Raw genomic sequence first — 16,046 nt, forward strand, 5'->3', positions numbered from 1 at the left:
GCAGCGACGCGCTGCCGGGCTCGGTGTCGTTTCAGGACTTCAGCCCTTCCAGCTCCACGCGACGACCAGTACGCGACGACTCCAGCCCCGCCTCGGCCAGGCGAATGCCGCGCGCGCCGGCCAGGAAGTCGTACGGGTGCGGCTCGTCCGCGACGACGTGGCGGACGAACTGCTCCCACTGCGCCTTGAAGCCGTTGCCGAACTCGGCGTTGTCCGGCACCTCCTGCCACTGCGCGCGGTAGTCCCGCGTCTCCGGCAGGTCCGGGTCCCACACCGGCTTCGGCGTCACCTCGCGCGGCTGGACGACGCACTTGTGCAAGCCGGCCACCGCGCTCCCCCGCGTGCCGTCCACCTGGAACTCGACCAGCTCGTCGCGGTGCACGCGCACGCACCACGACGAGTTCAGCTGCGCGACGATCCCGCCGTCCAGCTCGAAGATCGCGTACGCGGCGTCGTCGGCCGTCGCGTCGTAGGTGGTGCCCTGCTCGTCCACCCGGGACGGGATGTGGGTCACGGCGCGCGCGGTCACCGCGCGGACCGCGCCGAACAGGTTCTCCAGCACGTAGTTCCAGTGGCAGAACATGTCCACGACGATCCCGCCGCCGTCCTCGGCCCGGTAGTTCCAGCTCGGCCGCTGCGCGCTCTGCCAGTCGCCTTCGAAGACCCAGTAGCCGAACTCCCCGCGCACGGACAGGATCCGGCCGAAGAACCCGCTGTCCACCAGCCGTGCGAGCTTGCGCAGGCCGGGCAGGTACAGCTTGTCGTGCACGACGCCGTTCTTCACCCCCGCCGCGGCCGCCTGCCGGGCGAGCGTCAAGGCGCCCTCGACGGATTCCGCCAGGGGCTTCTCGGTGTATATGTGCTTGCCGGCGTCGATCGCCCGGCTGATCGACTTCTCGCGGACCGACGTCAGCTGCGCGTCGAAGTACAGCGGGAAGTCCTTGTCGGCGAGGGCGGTGTCGAGGTCGGTCGTCCAGCGCGTCAGGCCGTGCCGGCCCGCGATCTCGGACAGCTTGTCGTCGCTGCGGCCGACGAGCAGCGGTTCGAGCTGCACGCGGGAGCCGTCGGCGAGCAGGACGCCGCCTTGCTCGCGGATCGCCAGGACCGAGCGCACCAGGTGCTGGCGGTAGCCCATCCGGCCGGTGACGCCGTTGAGCACGACACCCAAGCTGTGTTTCGTCATTTCCACCTCGTCATTCGGGGAGCGTGTACCGGCGGAACCAGGCCGCGGCCGCGCGCAGGGGGACGTCGATCGGCGCGAGCGCCGGGTACCAGGCCTTCTCCCACTCCAGGGAGATCCAGCCCGACCACGAACGCAGGAGTTCGCCACACTCGGAGAGCGGGATCGCGCCGTCGCCCGGCGGCACCGGGGTCGGGTCGTCGCGGCCCACGGCGTCCTTGACCTGGAAGTAGCCGAGGTAGCGGCCCAGCACCTCGCGGGTGACGGCCGGTTCCTCGCCGGCGCGCCACGGGTGCACCGCGTCCCACAGGACGGCGACCAGGTCCGGGTCGCCGAACGGCTCGACGACCGCCAGGGCCGCGGCGCCGGTGGGACGCGAGTCGTGGGTTTCGAGCAGCAGGCGCACCCCGGAGTCGCGCAGGTCGTCGAGGACGGCTTCGATCCGGGACCGCGCGTCGCCGTCGCCGCCCGGGAAGACGCGCACGGCCGGCGCGCCGATCCGGTGCGCCAGCTCGATCAACGCGCGCAGCTCGCCGATCACCGGCCCGTCGGGGCCGGGGCGGCAGACCTTCGCGTACCCGGCCAGGCACGCGACGGCGAGCCCTTGACCGGAAAGGAGCGAACGGAGGTCGTCGACGGCCCGGCCCGGCAGTCCCAAGTGGACTTCCTCGCTCGCGTGCACCCGCAGCTCCAGGCCTTCGCACCCGTGCGCCGACGCGGTATTCGCGGCCTCGCGCACCGGGATGCCCGGCATGCCCAGCGTGCTCACGGCGAACCGCCAGCCCATCGACAACCTCCTTCGCTCAGCCTCCTTTGTAAGCGCTTACAGTGTTGTGTGTCAAGCGTTTCACGTGCCGTCGATCAGCCGGACGGCGATGTCCGGGCTGAACGTCCCCGCCGGCACCGTCGGCGCGATGCCGCACTCGCCGTCGGACACACCGGGCGTCTTCACCCACAGGAGCATCTCCGCGCCACCACCGGCTTGCGCGGTGACACCGAGCTTGCGCCCGGCCGGGTTGCACCAGTTCCCGTTGGAGCCGTTGGCGTTGCGGCTGGTGTCGATGACGAACTGCGCGCTGCCGCCCACCCCCGACTTCACCGAATTGGCGTAGCTGATCGACTGGCTGGTGGTGTAGTAGTTCGACACGTTCACCGAGAAGCCGCGGACGTTGGCCACCCCGGCGGCCTTCAGCCGGCTCGCCATGGTCGCCGCCGCCACCCAGCCGGCGTTGCCGCCGTCGAGGTAGGCGTAGGTGTTCGGGGCCTTCTGCTTGAACATCTGCGTCGCGTACGTGAGCATCGTGTTCCGGTCGGCGATCTGCGCGCTGCTCATGCAGTCGAAGTCACCGAGGGCGTCCGGCTCGATGATCACGACCGCCGGGTGGGTCCCGACGCCGGCCGCGAAGCTCGAGATCCACGTCTTGTATGCGCCGAGACTCCCCGCTCCCCCACCGGATTCGCCGCCACACGCGTCGCGGCCGGGCAGGTTGTACGCCACGAGCACCGGGAGCTTGTCGTGGCTGTCGGCGGCGCTGACGTAACTCGCCACCGACGTGCCGATGGCGCCGTCGTTGCCGAACCACTTCGCGATCGGCTTCGACGCGATGGCCGCGTTGATCTTCGAGGCTCGTGAGTCACTCGAGTGCGACGCCACCCACTGGGCGGGCGCCGAACCCGTGTTGACGTAGAAGCCGCTGGTCAGGTCGAGCGGACTGGCGGCGTTCGCGGGCACCGCGGTGCCGACGAGCAAGAGCGCCGACACCGCGATGACGCGGGCTGTCCACCGCATTGTGGACCTCCTTCTCCTAAGGGGACGGGCTGCCGCGGGGCCCGGGGGTCGGCACCGCCCTGGTGCGGCGGTACCTGCGGCGGGTGGGTCTGCGTGGCCAGGTCCGCCGGTGGGGTCGTCAGCGGGTGCCTGCGCCGGCGGCGAAGGCCGCGATCCAGGCGAGTGACGAGTTCCAGTTGATCGCCGTCTCGTTCGTGGAGTACGAGAAGATGTCGTCGATGTAGCACTTCGCGGGCGCGCAGCCGGGCAGGTTCTGCTGGGCGACCGGGTCCTGCAGCCCGCTGTTCGGGCCGCCGGCCAGGGAGCCCGGCGGCGGGGCCGGCAGCTTCGGGTCGAGCTGGTGGGCCCAGATCCGGCCGTGTTCGTTGGTGCTGGCCCGCTCGCCGTAGCCGGTGACGAACGACTGGTTCAGCCCGTTGCGGCCGAGCAGGTAGTCCATCGACTCGAGGACGGCGTCGCGGTAGCCCGGCCGGTGCGTCAGGTCGTACGCCGTCGCGATCACCAGCGCGTTGTTGGTCGTCGAACTGGTCGAGCCCCACGGGTAGGCCGCGTCCTCGAACGGGTTCGGGTAACCCTGGCTGTTCACGTTGCGGACGTACTGGTCGGCGACGCTCAGCACCCGCTGCCGGGCACCCAGGACGCGATCCAGGGGGAAGCGCCACGGGAGGCGGGCGATCGTGAGGTCGGTCAACGCGCCGGTGTCGCGCCACGAGAACCCGTCGGCGGTGATCCGGCCGGTCATGGACTTCAGGTAGGCCCGGTCGCCGGTCGTGGCGTACAGCTCGGTCGCCGCCCAGGAGAACTCGTCGGTGACGTTCGTGTCGGCGTACGCGCCGCCGCCGACGCTGTCGTCGGCCGGCGCGTAGATCGCCGGGTGGGCGAGCGCGGCCCGCCACGCCGTCTTGGCCGCGGCCAGGCACTTCGCCGCGAACGCGCGGTCGTAGGGCTGCCAGACGCGGGCGCACTGGGCGGCCGCGGCGGCCAGGTTGAGCGTCGCCGCGGTGGACGGCGGGTGCAGGTAGCGCGGCTGCGCGTCGGCCTGGGGCTGGGTCGGCAGCGCGGTCCAGGCGAGGTCGTGGATCTTGTGGTGGGCCATGCCCGCGAGGGGCTGCCCGGCCGGGACCTGCATCTTGAGCAGGAACTCGACCTCCCAGCGTGACTCGTCGAGCACGTCGGGGACGCGGTTGCCCGCTTCAGGCACCTTGAGCAGGCCGTCTTTCAGGTTCGTCCAGTCCCCTGTGGACAGCGAGCGCTCGTAGCTGTCCATGAGCTGCCACGCGGCGAGCGCGCCGTTGACGACGTACTTGCCCTGGTCGCCGGCGTCGTACCAGCCGCCGCTGACGTCGAGGGAGTAGTCGCAGGTCCCGGGCAGGCACGGCACGGACGTGTCGCCCTTGTTGGGCGCGACGCCGATGTGCCCGGCGGGACGGGCGTAGGCGTCGCCGGCGTAGGCGGCGTCGATCGGGGTGCCGCTGCGGACGAGGTAGAAGTACTCCAGGGAGTCCTTGCGCAGGCCGTCGTACGGGTTGCGCGTGATGTCGAACGGCTCGCTGACGGCCGCGCCGACGGCGAGGGTGTAGCCGGTGCCGTCCTTGCGGTAGCCGCCGAAGTCCGCGATGTGCACGTGGTCGCCGGAGGCGGCGTCGTCACCCCGCACCTGGGTCCGGCCCTTCTTGACGACTTTGCCGCTGCGGTCGCGAAGTTCCCACGGGACCGGCGTCGTCGAAGCATCCACAATGGACGCCTCCTTCGGCCCGGCCGTCGCGTACCCGACCTGGTTCACCCGCACGGGTGAGCCGTAGTCCTTGCCGCCGCCGGGCGCGATGGCGCCGCCGGTGAGCGAGACGTCGTCGACGCAGAACGTGTAGGCCTTGGTGGCGCCGCCGAACTGGAAGTTCACCTGGCCGCGCAGGGTGGACAGGCTGGAGTTGCCGGTGAAGGTGAACGTCTTCGGGGTGCTCGTGACGGCGGCGGTCTTCGAGAACATCGTCGTGCTCGGGGCGACCGCGAGGGCGAGGCCGGCGCGGATCGTGACGTCGGCGGTGGCCGTCGCGGTGAACCTCAGCGTGTACGGCTGGCCGGCTTCGAGCGGGATGTCGTTCTCGCCGAGCATCGAGTCCCACGGGTTGACCGTGCCGGCGGGGACGTCGGCGCAGAGGCGGCCGGCGTCCACTCGGGACGGTGTGGTCCCGCTGCTCCACCAGGGGGCTTTGGTGGTGTCGAAGGTGCCGTTGAGCACGCGTTCGTACGGTGCGTCGGCGTGCGCGGCCGGGGCCAGCGTCACGACGAGCACGACAGGCAAACAGGCTGCGAGCAGCCTGGGTCTTACGGACATACCGGTTCTCCTGGGGATCGAGCGGGGATCGGAGGAGCCGGCACGCCACAGCGTCAATGCGGGATGGTGCGCTCCGGGCGGCCGGTGTGTCAACCGTCGCGGGGTCTTGACAGCTGCCTCTTCACAACCGCGCCAACTCCGGGTTACAGTCCTGTAAGCGCTTCCAATTCTGGCGCAAGCCAGCCAGCGTCTCACCGGCACAGCCGCAGCGTCGCAGCAGGTGAAGGTGTTTTCACAAAGTCGTGATGAAGGCCGTACGGACTGTTAGCGGTTCCGGAATCGGCCTCGTAAGTGGAGGTTTCATGCCTGCCAGACTCAGGCGAACACTGCTGGCCACCGCCATGGCCGCCACCCTCGTCGCCGCCGCGGCCTGCGGCGGGGCGAGCGACGATCAGCAGAGCGCGTCCGGCCCGGTCACCCTCGTGGTGAAGACGTTCAGCCAGTTCGGCTACGACGCCCTGTACAAGCAGTACGAGGCGAGCCACCCCGGTGTCACCATCAAGGAGGAGAACATCGGGAAGCTGGGCGACTACTCGCCCAAGCTGCAGCAGTGGATGACCGCGGGCTCCGGCGCCGGCGACGTCGTGGCGCTCGAAGAGGGCATCATCAGCCAGTACGTCGCGAAGCCGGACAAGTTCGTCAACCTCCTCGACAAGGGCGCGGACTCGCTCAAGCCGGACTACCTGGACTGGAAGTGGAACCAGGCCCTGACCGCCGACGGCAGGACGCTGATCGGGCTCGGCACCGACATCGGCGCCCAGGGCATGTGCTACCGCAAGGACCTGTTCCAGAAGGCCGGCCTGCCGGTCGACCGCGAGCAGGTCGGCGCTCTCTGGCCGACCTGGGACGCCTACCTGGCCACGGGAAAGCGCTTCCTCACCGCGAACACCGGCGCGAAGTTCTACGACTCCTCCAGCGGCATGTACCAGAACATCCTGATGCAGCAGGGTGATCACACGTACTACGACAAGGCCAACACCTTCGTCGCGGACAGCAACCCCGCCGTGCGCAGCGCCTACGACCAGACCGTCGGGATGATCCAGAGCGGTCTGTCGGCCAACCTCGACCAGTACAGCCCGCAGTGGAACGCCGGGTTCAAGAAGGGCACGTTCGCCACCATCGCGTGCCCGTCGTGGATGCTGGCGACCATCCAGAAGCAGGCCGGCCCGGAGAACGCCGACAAGTGGGACGTCGCCAAGGTGCCGGGCAACGGCGCGGTGCGCGGCGGCTCGTTCCTCGCGGTGCCGAAGCAGAGCAAGCACCAAGACCAGGCCGTCGAGCTGGTGAAGTTCCTGACCAGCGCGAAGGGTCAGATCGGCGCGTTCCAGGCGAAGGGCAACTTCCCGTCGTCGCCGCAGGCCATCGACGACCCGGTCGTGCAGGGGCTGACCAACGCCTACTTCGGCAACGCGCCGGTCGGGAAGATCTTCGGCGCCAGCGCGAAGGCCGTGAAGCCGGTGTACCTCGGTCCGGCGAACGTCGCCATCGGCGACCGGTTCACCAACGCGCTGCTCGCCGTCGAGCAAGGCAAGCTCCAGCCCGACGAGGCGTGGGCGAAAGCCATCGACGAAGCCAAGCGCCTGGTCAAGTAGCCCGCCGGGCGGGCGCACGCGATCAGTCCGTGCGCCCGCCCGGCCTCCATTAAGGACACCCAGTTGGTCACCCAGCAACGGCCCCGCGCGGCCGCGAAACCCCCGGCGCCACCGCGCCCGCGGGAACGCGGCAGCCTGCTGTCCCGGTGGGACCTCAAGGCCTCGCCGTACCTGTACATCGCCCCGTTCTTCGTCCTCTTCGCGGTCTTCGGCCTGTTCCCGCTGCTCTACACGGCGTGGGTTTCGCTGCATGACTGGGATCTGGGCGGGGACGGCGGGTTCATCGGCCTCGACAACTACGCCACCCTCTTCGGCGACCCGGACTTCTGGAACGCCGTCGTCAACACCCTCGGCATGCTGGTGCTGGCCACCGTGCCGCAGCTGCTGCTCGCACTGGTCGTGGCCGCGCTGCTGAACCAGCAGCTGCGGGCCCGGCTCCTGCTGCGGATGGGCGTGCTGCTGCCGATCGTCACGTCGGTGGCCGCGGTCGGCATCGTGTTCAGCCAGATCTTCGACCGCGACGCGGGCATGGTCAACGGCCTGCTGCACCTGGTCGGCGTCACGCCGGTCGACTGGCGGGCCGACAAGTGGTCGTCCTGGATCGCCATCTCGACCATGGTCGACTGGCGCTGGACCGGCTACAACTCGCTGATCTACCTGGCCGCGATGCAGTCGATCCCGCGCGAGCTCTACGAAGCGGCGACGGTCGACGGCGCGTCCAAGATCCGCCAGTTCCGCAGCATCACGGTGCCGATGATCCGCCCGGCGATCGTGTTCACGGTGATCATGTCGACCATCGCCGGCATGCAGCTGTTCACCGAGCCGCTGATCTTCGGCCAGGGCACCTACGCCATCTCCGGCGGCTCGCTGCGCCAGTTCCAGACCGTGTCGATGTACATGTTCGAGAAGGCCTTCCGCGACGCCGACCTCGGGTACGGCTCGGCCATCGCGTGGATGATCTTCCTGCTCATCACCATCCTCGCCGTCGTCAACTTCCTCATCACCCGGAGGTCGTCGAAGTGATGCGGAAGACTTCTCCCCTGGTCTACGTCACGCTGCTGGCCGGGATCGCGCTTTCGGCGTTCCCGCTGTACTGGCTGTTCGTGGTCGCCACCCGGACCAACGACATCGTCGGCGACTGGCCGCCACCGCTGCTGCCCGGGGGCAACCTCTTCGGCAACGTCGGCCGGCTGTTCTCCGCGGAGGACGCGAACTTCCTGCTGGGCATGGTGAACTCGGCGATCGCGTCGGTGGTCGTCACCATCTGCGTCGTGTTCTTCAGCACCCTGGCCGGGTTCGCCTTCGCCAAGCTGCGCTTCCGCGGCCGCAACGGGCTGCTGGTGGTCATCCTCGGCACGATGATGATCCCGGTACAGATGGGCATCATCCCGCTGTACATGATCATGGTGCAGCTGGGCTGGCAGAACCGGCTGCAGGCGGTCATCGTGCCGTTCCTCGTCTCCGCGTTCGGCGTGTTCATGATGCGGCAGTACGCCGAGCGCTCGGTGCCGGACGAGCTGATCGAGGCCGCGCGCATCGACGGCTGCTCCACGTTCCGGATCTACCTCACGGTCGTGCTGCCCGCGCTGCGGCCCGGCGCGTCGGTGCTCGCGCTGTTCACGTTCATGAGCACCTGGAACGAGTTCCTCTGGCCGATCGCGGTGCTGGAGAACGACAACCCGACCGTGCAGTTCTCCCTGAACCAGCTGTCCACGAGCTACTACACCGATTACACGCTGATGTTCGCGGGCGCGCTCGTCGCCTGCGTCCCGCTGCTGCTGGTCTTCCTGGCCTTCGGCAAGCAGATCATCGGCGGCATCATGGAAGGAGCGGTCAAGGCGTGAGCACGTTCGAACCCGGTTTTCTCTGGGGCGCGGCGACGTCGAGCTACCAGATCGAGGGCGCGACGGCCGAGGACGGGCGGGGTCCGTCCATCTGGGACACCTTCGCCGCGACCCCGGGCAAGGTCGACCGCGGCGACACCGGCGACGTCGCCGCCGATCACTACCACCGCTACCGCGACGACGTCGCGCTCATGCAGGAGCTCGGCCTCGGCGCGTACCGGTTCTCGATCGCCTGGCCGCGGATCCAGCCGGCCGGGTCCGGCGTGGCCGAGCAGCGCGGCCTCGACTTCTACCGGCGACTTGTCGACACGCTGCTGGAGCGGGGCGTCCAGCCGTGGCCGACGCTCTACCACTGGGACCTGCCCCAGCCCCTGGAAGACGCCGGTGGCTGGCCGAACCGCGACACCGCGCAGCGGTTCGCCGAGTACGCGGCGATCGTGCACGACGCGCTCGCCGACCGCGTCACCCACTGGACCACGCTGAACGAGCCGTGGTGCTCGGCGTTCCTGGGCTACGCCACCGGCCGGCACGCGCCGGGCCGGCAGGAGCCCGGCGCCGCCGTGCGCGCCGCCCACCACCTGCTGCTGGGCCACGGCCTCGCCGCGGAAGTCATGCCGGGCAGCACGGTCGGCCTCACGCTCAACCTGACCGAGGTCACCCCGGCGACCCGCGGCACGCCCGACGTCGACGCCGCCCGCCGGATCGACGGCATGCAGAACCGGCTGTTCCTCGACCCGGTGCTGCTCGGCGACTACCCCGCCGACGTCCAGGCGGACCTGGCCGGCGTCACGTCGTTCGACCACGTGCTCCCGGGCGACCTGAAGACCATCTCGGCGCCGCTGGACTTCCTCGGCGTCAACTACTACTCCCCCATGCTCGTCGCCGGCGGCGGCGCGCCCCGGCCGTCGGCCTACGTCGGCTCGGACCGGGTCGCCCAGGTCGACGGCGGCTGCCCCCGGACGTCGATCGGCTGGGAGATCGACGCGGGCGGCCTGCTGGCCGTGCTGACCCGGCTGAAGCGGGACTACCCGGCCATCCTGCTGTACGTCACGGAAAACGGCGCGGCGTTCGACGAACCGGTGCACGACCGGGCGCGGGTGACCTATCTGGACGGTCACCTGCGGGCCTGCGCGGCCGCGATCGACCGCGGGGTGCCGCTCAAGGGGTACTTCGCGTGGTCGCTGCTCGACAATTTCGAGTGGTCCTTCGGGTACGCGCAGCGGTTCGGGCTCGTGCACGTCGACTACGAGACGCAGGAGCGCACGCTCAAGGACAGCGCCCGCTGGTACGCCGCCGTCATCGCCCGGCACGGCCTGTGAGCGCTCACACCCTTGTTAAGCTGACCGTCCGATCGACCAGGGGGAGGCGAGCACGATGAGCAACCGGCCGTCGACGCTCGAGGAAGTGGCGCGCCTGGCCGGGGTGTCCACCGGCACCGTGTCCCGGGTGATCAACAACGCCCCGCACGTCAGCACGAAGTCGCGTGAAGCCGTGCAACGCGCGATCGAAGAGCTCGGGTACGTGCCGAACACCGCGGCCCGGTCGCTGGCCACGGCGCGGCGTGGCGCGGTGGTGCTGGCCATCTCCAGCGACGACCCGGCGTTGTTCGCCAACCAGTTCTTCGCCGAGGTGATCGCCGGGGTCAACGCCGTCATCGAAGAGACCGACCTGCAGCTGATGCTGGTGCTCGCGGCGTCCGAGCGCGGCCGCTCGCGGCTGACGCGGATCCTGCAGTCGCGCGCCGCCGACGGCGTCATGCTGCTGGCGCTGCGGGAGAACGACCCGCTGTCGAAGATCGCCGACGAGGGCCAGGTGCCGGTGGTGCACGGCGGGCGCTCGCTCGACCGCACTCCCCCGCACTACGTCGACGCCGACAACCGCGGCGGCGCCCGGCAGGCCGTGGAGTACCTGGTCTCGCTCGGGCGGCAGCGGATCGCGACGATCACCGGGCAGACCGACCAGCACGCCGGCGTCAACCGGTACCTCGGGTTCCGGGAGGCTCTCGCGCTGGCCGGGCTGCCCGACGACCGCGTCGCGCACGGCGACTTCAGCGAAGCCAGCGGCGTCGAGGGGATGGCGCGGCTGCTCGACGAGCACCCGGATCTCGACGCCGTGTTCGTCGCGTCCGACGCGATGGCGGCCGGGGCGCTGAAGGTCCTGCGCGAGCGGGGCCTCGCCGTGCCGGAGGACGTCGCGGTGGTCGGGTTCAACGACATCGTCACCGCGCAGCACACGCACCCCGCGCTGACCACGGTCCGGCAGCCGATCGAGGCGCTGGGCCGGGAGATGACGCGGATGCTGGTGCGGCTGATCGACGGCGAGAAACCGACGTCGCTGATCCTGCCGACCGAGCTGGTGGTCCGCGAGTCCGCCTGAGGGTGTCATCCGGCGGTCACGTCCAGGGGGTCGAAGCCGATCCGGATCGTGAAGCCGTCCGGCCAGCGGATCTCTGTGCTGTCGGCGGTGACCTCGGCTTCTCCGGCGCCGAGTACCGCATGGGCGGCGAAGACTGTCGTGCCTTCGGCGGGACCGGTGAGCCGGGTCAAGGTCACGGAGGGGACGTACGCGGTGCCGTGCGGCGCGCGGACCTCGTCCTGCCCGGTCCAGCCGCTCAGGGGGCGGAGGACGGACTCGCCGGGAGCGGTGGCCCAGCCGGTCTGCTCGGCGGTCGCTCCCGGCGGGCCGCCGACCACCCGGTGCACCCGCACCTCGTCGTGCCCGCGCACCACGGTGACGCTCTCGACCCGCAACCCCGGGACCGCCGCCGTCGTGAAGATCGGGCGGTGCCAGGACGCGGCCCACCCCCAGCCGTCGCCGTGGCCCGCGCCGAGGGGGTGGATGCGACGGCGGACGCTGCGCACTCCCCCGACGACGACGGCGAAGTGGTTGTCCGACGGGTTGTCCTTCGCGGTGGGGCCGGTGTGGGTGGAGTAGGCGAAGCGGCCGTAGTGCGGGTCGTCGCCGTCGGCCGACTCGGCTTCGTGGGGCCTCAGGTGGTCGCTGCCGTGGTTGTGCAGCCGGACGACGCCGTCCGCCTTCTGCAGCAGGAAGCCCGGTGCGGGCTCCGCGCGTACCGTGTCCGCGTCGTCCGATTCCTCAGTGGACGTCCACAGTGGATGATTTTCGGGCGCAAGCAGGCAGACGAACGCCTTCGACGCCCAGTACGGCGAGCCCGGGCCGGAGTAGAACTGCGTGGTCGGCGCGTGCGGGCCGTGCCAGCCGAGGCTCAGGAGGCCGTTGCCGTCGACGGCGTCGTGGTCGAGGAAGTACTTGAGCGCGCCGCTGAGCAGCCGTCGTGACACGCCTGGGCGCAGCGGGGTGTCGCCGGTGACCGCGCCGAGGCCGATCGCTGAGACGGCGGCGAAGCGGTAGGTCAGGGAGCGTCCGAAGTGGAGCGGGGCGCCGTCTGCGGCGAACCACAGTTTCAGGCTTGCCAGGTGCTCGCGCAGCCGGTCGCCGTGGCGGGTTGGTTTCCCGGCGAGGTGGGCGTCGAGGACCGGGTAGAGGTGCAGGGCCCAGCCGTTGTAGTAGTCGAACGCGCGGCCGTCGCCGTCGGCGTACCAGCCGTCGCCGCGGTACCAGCCCTCCAGGAGTTCCAGCGCGCGGTCGCGGGCCTGTGCGGTTTCGGCGTCGCCGCGGCCGACGTCGTCGAGGAAGCCGGCGACGGTGAACGGGAACAGGTACCAGTTGTTCGGCGCCGGGACGTGCCGCAAAGCGCCGCGCAACCATGCTTCGACGCGGTCCTGGACGTCTTCGCCGAGGTGGTCCCAGAGCCACGGGCGCGTCAGGCGGAGGCCGAGAGCGACGGACGCGGACTCGACCATCGGCTGCCCGGCGACGTCGTGGCCGAGGATGACCGGCCACGACTCGGCGTCGTCGCGGCCGGGTGTGCGGGTGCCCGCGTCGAGGCCTTCGGCGTAGCGCTCCAGCCAGTTGTGCGGGTCGCCACCCCCGGCCACGCGGAAGCCGGCGGCGAGGAAGGTGCGGGCGAAGCCTTCGAGACCGTCCGAGCGGACGCCGCTGGCCGACGCGGGTCCGGGCAGGTCGAGCCGGGCTTTCCGGGGGCTCGCCCAGCGCCACGCGGCGGCGAGGAGGCCGTCGGCGGCGGCGACCCAGTGGTCGCGCGTGTAACCGGTGTGCGGGCTCAGTTCGCGGTCCTCAGGTGGCAGCTTCACGCGATCAACCCCATCCGGTCGCGGCGCAGCGGGTGGGCGAAGCCGTCGCCGGCGGCCCAGCGCGCGACCTCGGCGACGGCCAGCGTGGCCAGCCGGCCCATCTCGTTGCCCTGCGAGCCCGCCAGGTGCGGGGTGATCAGCACGTGGGGGTCGTCCCAGAGCGGGTGCGCGGGCGGCAGGACCTCGGGGTCGGTGACGTCGAGGATCGCGCGGAGCCGCCCGGCGCCGGTGGCCTCGGCGAGGGCGTCCTGGTCGAGGACGGCGCCGCGGGCGGTGTTGATCAGGACGGCGTCCGGGCACATCGAGGCGATCAGCGACCGGCTGACCAGGCCGCGCGTTTCGGGCAGCAAGGGCGTGTGGACGCTGACGACGTCACTGCGCGCGAACAGCTCGGCCAGGCCCACTCGTTCGGCTCCCTCCACGTCGCCCGCATACGGATCATGCACCAGTATCCGCAGGTCGTGGGGCCGCAGCAGCTCGATCACCCGGCGGCCGATCATCGACGCGGACAGGATGCCGACCGTCCGCCGGTAGTTGCCGACGTCCCGGAGCCAGTCGTCGCGGGTCCGGTTTTCCCGGTATTCGCGGGCGCGTTCGAGCACGCGTTTGCCCGACAGCAGGATCATGGCGAGGGTGTACTCGGCGACGGGCACCGCGTTGGCCGCGGCCGCCGACGTCACCTCGATGCCGCGGTCCCAGCACGCCTCGGTGACGTGCGCGCGGACCGACCCGGCGGTGTGCACGATCGCGCGCAGCTTCGGGGCGGCGGCGAGCGCGGCGGCATCCAGCGGCGGACAGCCCCAGCCGGTGACCAGCAGTTCGACGTCCCGCAGCGGGTCGCCCGCGAAGTCGTCGATCACCCCTTCGGTCAGGTCCACGAGGCCGCGCAGCTCGGTCAGGGTTTCGTTGTCGAGGACGGCGTCGGCCGCGTCCCGGCTCATCGCGAGAGCCGCGCGGATCACTTGACGGCTCCCGCGGTGAGGCCGGAGCGCCAGAAGCGTTGCAGGAGAACGAAAGCCAGCAGCAGCGGGAGGACGGCGAGCAGCGAACCCATGATGACGACCGGGTAGTACTCGGGTGAGACGGTGGCCGAGCTGTTCCAGGTGTAGAGGCCGAGGCTGACCGGGTAGAGCTTCTGGTTCGACAGCATCACCATGGGTAGGAAGAAGTTGTTCCAGATCGCGGTGAGCTGGAAGAGGAACACCGTGACCACGCCGGGGCCGAGCATCCGCAGCGCGACGCGGAAGTACGTCTTCAGCTCGCCGGCGCCGTCGATGCGGGCGGCTTCGAGAACCTCGTCCGGGACGTAACCCTGGCTGAACACGCGGCCGAGGTAGACGCCGAACGGGTTGAACAGCACGGGCACGAACACCGCCCACGGCGTGTCGACGAGCCCGGTGCCCGAGGCGATCAGGTACAGCGGCAGCGCGAGCACGGTCTGCGGCACCATCACGGCGGCGAGCACCAGCCCGAAGAGCTTTTCCTTGTGCTTGAAGCGGTATTTGTCGAAGGCGTACCCGCAGGCGATGCTGATCAGCGAGCTGAGCGCGCCGCCGACGACGGCGTAGAAGAGGCTGTTGGCGTACCAGCGGCCGTAGATGCCCTTGTCCATCGCGAAGAGGTCTTTGAGGTTGTCCAGCGGCGAAAAACCTTTCAGGGAAAGCAGATCGCTGCCGAAGAGCGCGTCGCCGTTCTTGGCCGCGGCGAGGACGAGCCACAGCACCGGCAGGAGCGTGTAGAGCACGGAGATCCCGACGACGGTGTTGACGGCCGTGCGGCTGAGCAGCTTCACGGCTTCACCTCCCGGGTGCGGTTGGTCCAGCGCGTCACGCCGTAGGACAGCGCGATCGTGCAGGCGAGGAGGATCACGGACGCGGCCGCGGCGAGGCCGTAGTTGTTGCGGGTGAACGCGGCGTCGTAGATGTACATGCTGGGCGAGAAGCGGGCGGTGATCACCGGCGTGGACTGCGAGAGCAGCATCGGCTCGGTGAACAGCTGCAGCGACCAGATGAGCGTGAACAGCACGACCATCACGACGCTCGAGCGGATCAGCGGCGTCTTGATCCGCAGGGCGGTGCGGACGGGGCCGGCGCCGTCGACCACGGCGGCTTCGAGCACTTCGCGCGGCACGGCTTGGAGGGCGGCGTAGAAGACGACGACGTTGTAGCCGAGGTTGCTCCACAGCGCGATGTTCACGATCGCCGGGAGGACGGCGTGAAAGCCGAGGAAGTCGACGGTGAGCCCGGCCTTGCCGAGCAGGTCGACGACCGGGCTCAGGCCGGGGGTGTAGAGGTAGAGCCAGATGATCGCGGCGATGATCCCGGGCACGGCGTGCGGCAGGAAGAGCCCGAGCCGCGCGAGCGACGTGAGCCGCGCGGCGGCGGAGTCGAGCAGCAGCGCGAGCCCGAGCGACGCGACGACCAGCAGCGGCAGGTAGATCAGGCAGTAGAGGGCGATGACGCCGAGTCCACTGAGGAAGGTCGGATCGGTGAGCACGGCGAGGTAACTGCGCAGGCCGACGAAGACGGTGTGTTCGGGCCCGAAGCCGAGCCCGGGTTCGTCGGCGCCGAAGAAGCTCAGCCAGACGGCGGTCCCGACGGGGATGAGGAAGACGACGAGGAGGAGCACGAAGAAGGGCGCCATGAGAATGGCGGCCGCGGACCGCTCTTTATCGCGTCGGCGCGGGGTTGCGGCTTTCGCGGGCGGGGTTGCGGGGCGAGTGAGGGTGGCGGTCATCGACGACCTCCGGTCAGCTGGGCCCGGTCGCCGACGGTCATGGCCGCGGGCGGGTTGGCCGGGCCAGCCAGGGTGGCGGTCATCGGCGACCACCGGCCAGCTGGCCTCGGTCGCCGCTGCGCCGCGGCCCCGCCAAGCGGGTCGCCTGCAGCTGGGCTCGGCCGCCGCCGGGCCGCGGCTCCGCGAGGCGGTTCACCTGCCGCTGCTCGCCGCGCTTGAAGTCCGTGAATGCCACATTGAGGGACATAGTGTCCGTGAATGTGGCATTCACGGACTTCGAGAGAACGGCGGTGGGCGGGCAGCTGTTGGCCGCCGTGCTCGGCCGCGAGAGTGCGAGGCGGGGCGGCGCAGTGGGCCGCGAGAGTGTGGGGCGCGTTGGTGTGGCGAGCATCGAC

General features: G+C 70.4%; 13 protein-coding genes. 5 read left to right on the forward strand and 8 right to left on the reverse strand.

The window, feature by feature from the left end:
- Positions 1 to 31: 31 nt before the first annotated feature.
- The 4 genes from OG570_RS42995 to OG570_RS43010 all read right to left on the reverse strand — a co-directional run bounded on the left by OG570_RS42995 (position 32) and on the right by OG570_RS43010 (position 5,253).
- A complete protein-coding gene (locus tag OG570_RS42995; RefSeq protein ID WP_326954463.1) occupies positions 32 to 1,183 on the reverse strand; it encodes a Gfo/Idh/MocA family protein in 1,152 nt (383 codons plus the stop codon).
- Positions 1,184 to 1,193: 10 nt separating this feature from the next.
- A complete protein-coding gene (locus tag OG570_RS43000; RefSeq protein WP_326954464.1) occupies positions 1,194 to 1,967 on the reverse strand; it encodes a sugar phosphate isomerase/epimerase family protein in 774 nt (257 codons plus the stop codon).
- A 60-nt stretch (positions 1,968 to 2,027) separates the two neighbouring features.
- The gene (locus tag OG570_RS43005; RefSeq protein ID WP_326954465.1) at positions 2,028 to 2,969 is read right to left on the reverse strand and encodes a glycoside hydrolase family 6 protein; all 942 of its coding nucleotides are present in this window, start codon (positions 2,967 to 2,969) and stop codon (positions 2,028 to 2,030) included.
- 118 nt (positions 2,970 to 3,087) lie between these two features.
- Positions 3,088 to 5,253, reverse strand: coding sequence for a glycoside hydrolase family 9 protein (locus OG570_RS43010; protein WP_326954466.1), 2,166 nt, complete (start codon positions 5,251 to 5,253; stop codon positions 3,088 to 3,090).
- Between the two features lie 353 nt (positions 5,254 to 5,606).
- Between OG570_RS43010 and OG570_RS43015 the strand changes: the two genes are divergently transcribed.
- The 5 genes from OG570_RS43015 to OG570_RS43035 all read left to right on the forward strand — a co-directional run bounded on the left by OG570_RS43015 (position 5,607) and on the right by OG570_RS43035 (position 11,116).
- The gene (locus OG570_RS43015) at positions 5,607 to 6,896 is read left to right on the forward strand and encodes an ABC transporter substrate-binding protein (RefSeq protein ID WP_326954467.1); all 1,290 of its coding nucleotides are present in this window, start codon (positions 5,607 to 5,609) and stop codon (positions 6,894 to 6,896) included.
- Between the two features lie 63 nt (positions 6,897 to 6,959).
- Positions 6,960 to 7,919 (forward strand): carbohydrate ABC transporter permease, encoded by a 960-nt coding sequence (locus OG570_RS43020; RefSeq protein ID WP_326954468.1) that lies wholly within the window; start codon positions 6,960 to 6,962, stop codon positions 7,917 to 7,919.
- Positions 7,919 to 8,740, forward strand: a complete 822-nt coding sequence (locus tag OG570_RS43025) for a carbohydrate ABC transporter permease (protein ID WP_326954469.1) — start codon at positions 7,919 to 7,921, stop codon at positions 8,738 to 8,740. The genes OG570_RS43020 and OG570_RS43025 overlap by 1 nt, the downstream gene beginning before the upstream one ends.
- On the forward strand, positions 8,737 to 10,059 hold the full coding sequence (locus OG570_RS43030) for a GH1 family beta-glucosidase (protein WP_326954470.1): 1,323 nt from the start codon (positions 8,737 to 8,739) through the stop codon (positions 10,057 to 10,059). Before OG570_RS43025 ends, OG570_RS43030 begins: the two co-directional genes overlap by 4 nt.
- A gap of 55 nt (positions 10,060 to 10,114) precedes the next feature.
- Positions 10,115 to 11,116 carry a LacI family DNA-binding transcriptional regulator gene (locus OG570_RS43035; protein ID WP_326954471.1) on the forward strand — a complete coding sequence of 334 codons (1,002 nt, stop codon included), beginning with the start codon at positions 10,115 to 10,117 and terminating at the stop codon, positions 11,114 to 11,116.
- A 5-nt stretch (positions 11,117 to 11,121) separates the two neighbouring features.
- Here the strand turns inward: OG570_RS43035 and OG570_RS43040 are convergent, their stop codons facing one another.
- From OG570_RS43040 to OG570_RS43055, 4 genes are read right to left on the reverse strand one after another with little or no spacing between them, the layout of a single operon-like run.
- Positions 11,122 to 12,915, reverse strand: a complete 1,794-nt coding sequence (locus tag OG570_RS43040) for a DUF2264 domain-containing protein (RefSeq protein WP_326954472.1) — start codon at positions 12,913 to 12,915, stop codon at positions 11,122 to 11,124.
- Positions 12,912 to 13,877, reverse strand: a complete 966-nt coding sequence (locus OG570_RS43045) for a hydroxyacid dehydrogenase (protein ID WP_326954473.1) — start codon at positions 13,875 to 13,877, stop codon at positions 12,912 to 12,914. The genes OG570_RS43040 and OG570_RS43045 overlap by 4 nt, the downstream gene beginning before the upstream one ends.
- The gene (locus OG570_RS43050; RefSeq protein ID WP_326948150.1) at positions 13,874 to 14,707 is read right to left on the reverse strand and encodes a carbohydrate ABC transporter permease; all 834 of its coding nucleotides are present in this window, start codon (positions 14,705 to 14,707) and stop codon (positions 13,874 to 13,876) included. The genes OG570_RS43045 and OG570_RS43050 overlap by 4 nt, the downstream gene beginning before the upstream one ends.
- The gene (locus OG570_RS43055) at positions 14,704 to 15,558 is read right to left on the reverse strand and encodes a carbohydrate ABC transporter permease (RefSeq protein ID WP_326954474.1); all 855 of its coding nucleotides are present in this window, start codon (positions 15,556 to 15,558) and stop codon (positions 14,704 to 14,706) included. Before OG570_RS43055 ends, OG570_RS43050 begins: the two co-directional genes overlap by 4 nt.
- Positions 15,559 to 16,046: the final 488 nt, after the last annotated feature.

It is taken from the genome of Amycolatopsis sp. NBC_01286, assembly GCF_035982555.1.
GTDB lineage: Bacteria > Actinomycetota > Actinomycetes > Mycobacteriales > Pseudonocardiaceae > Amycolatopsis.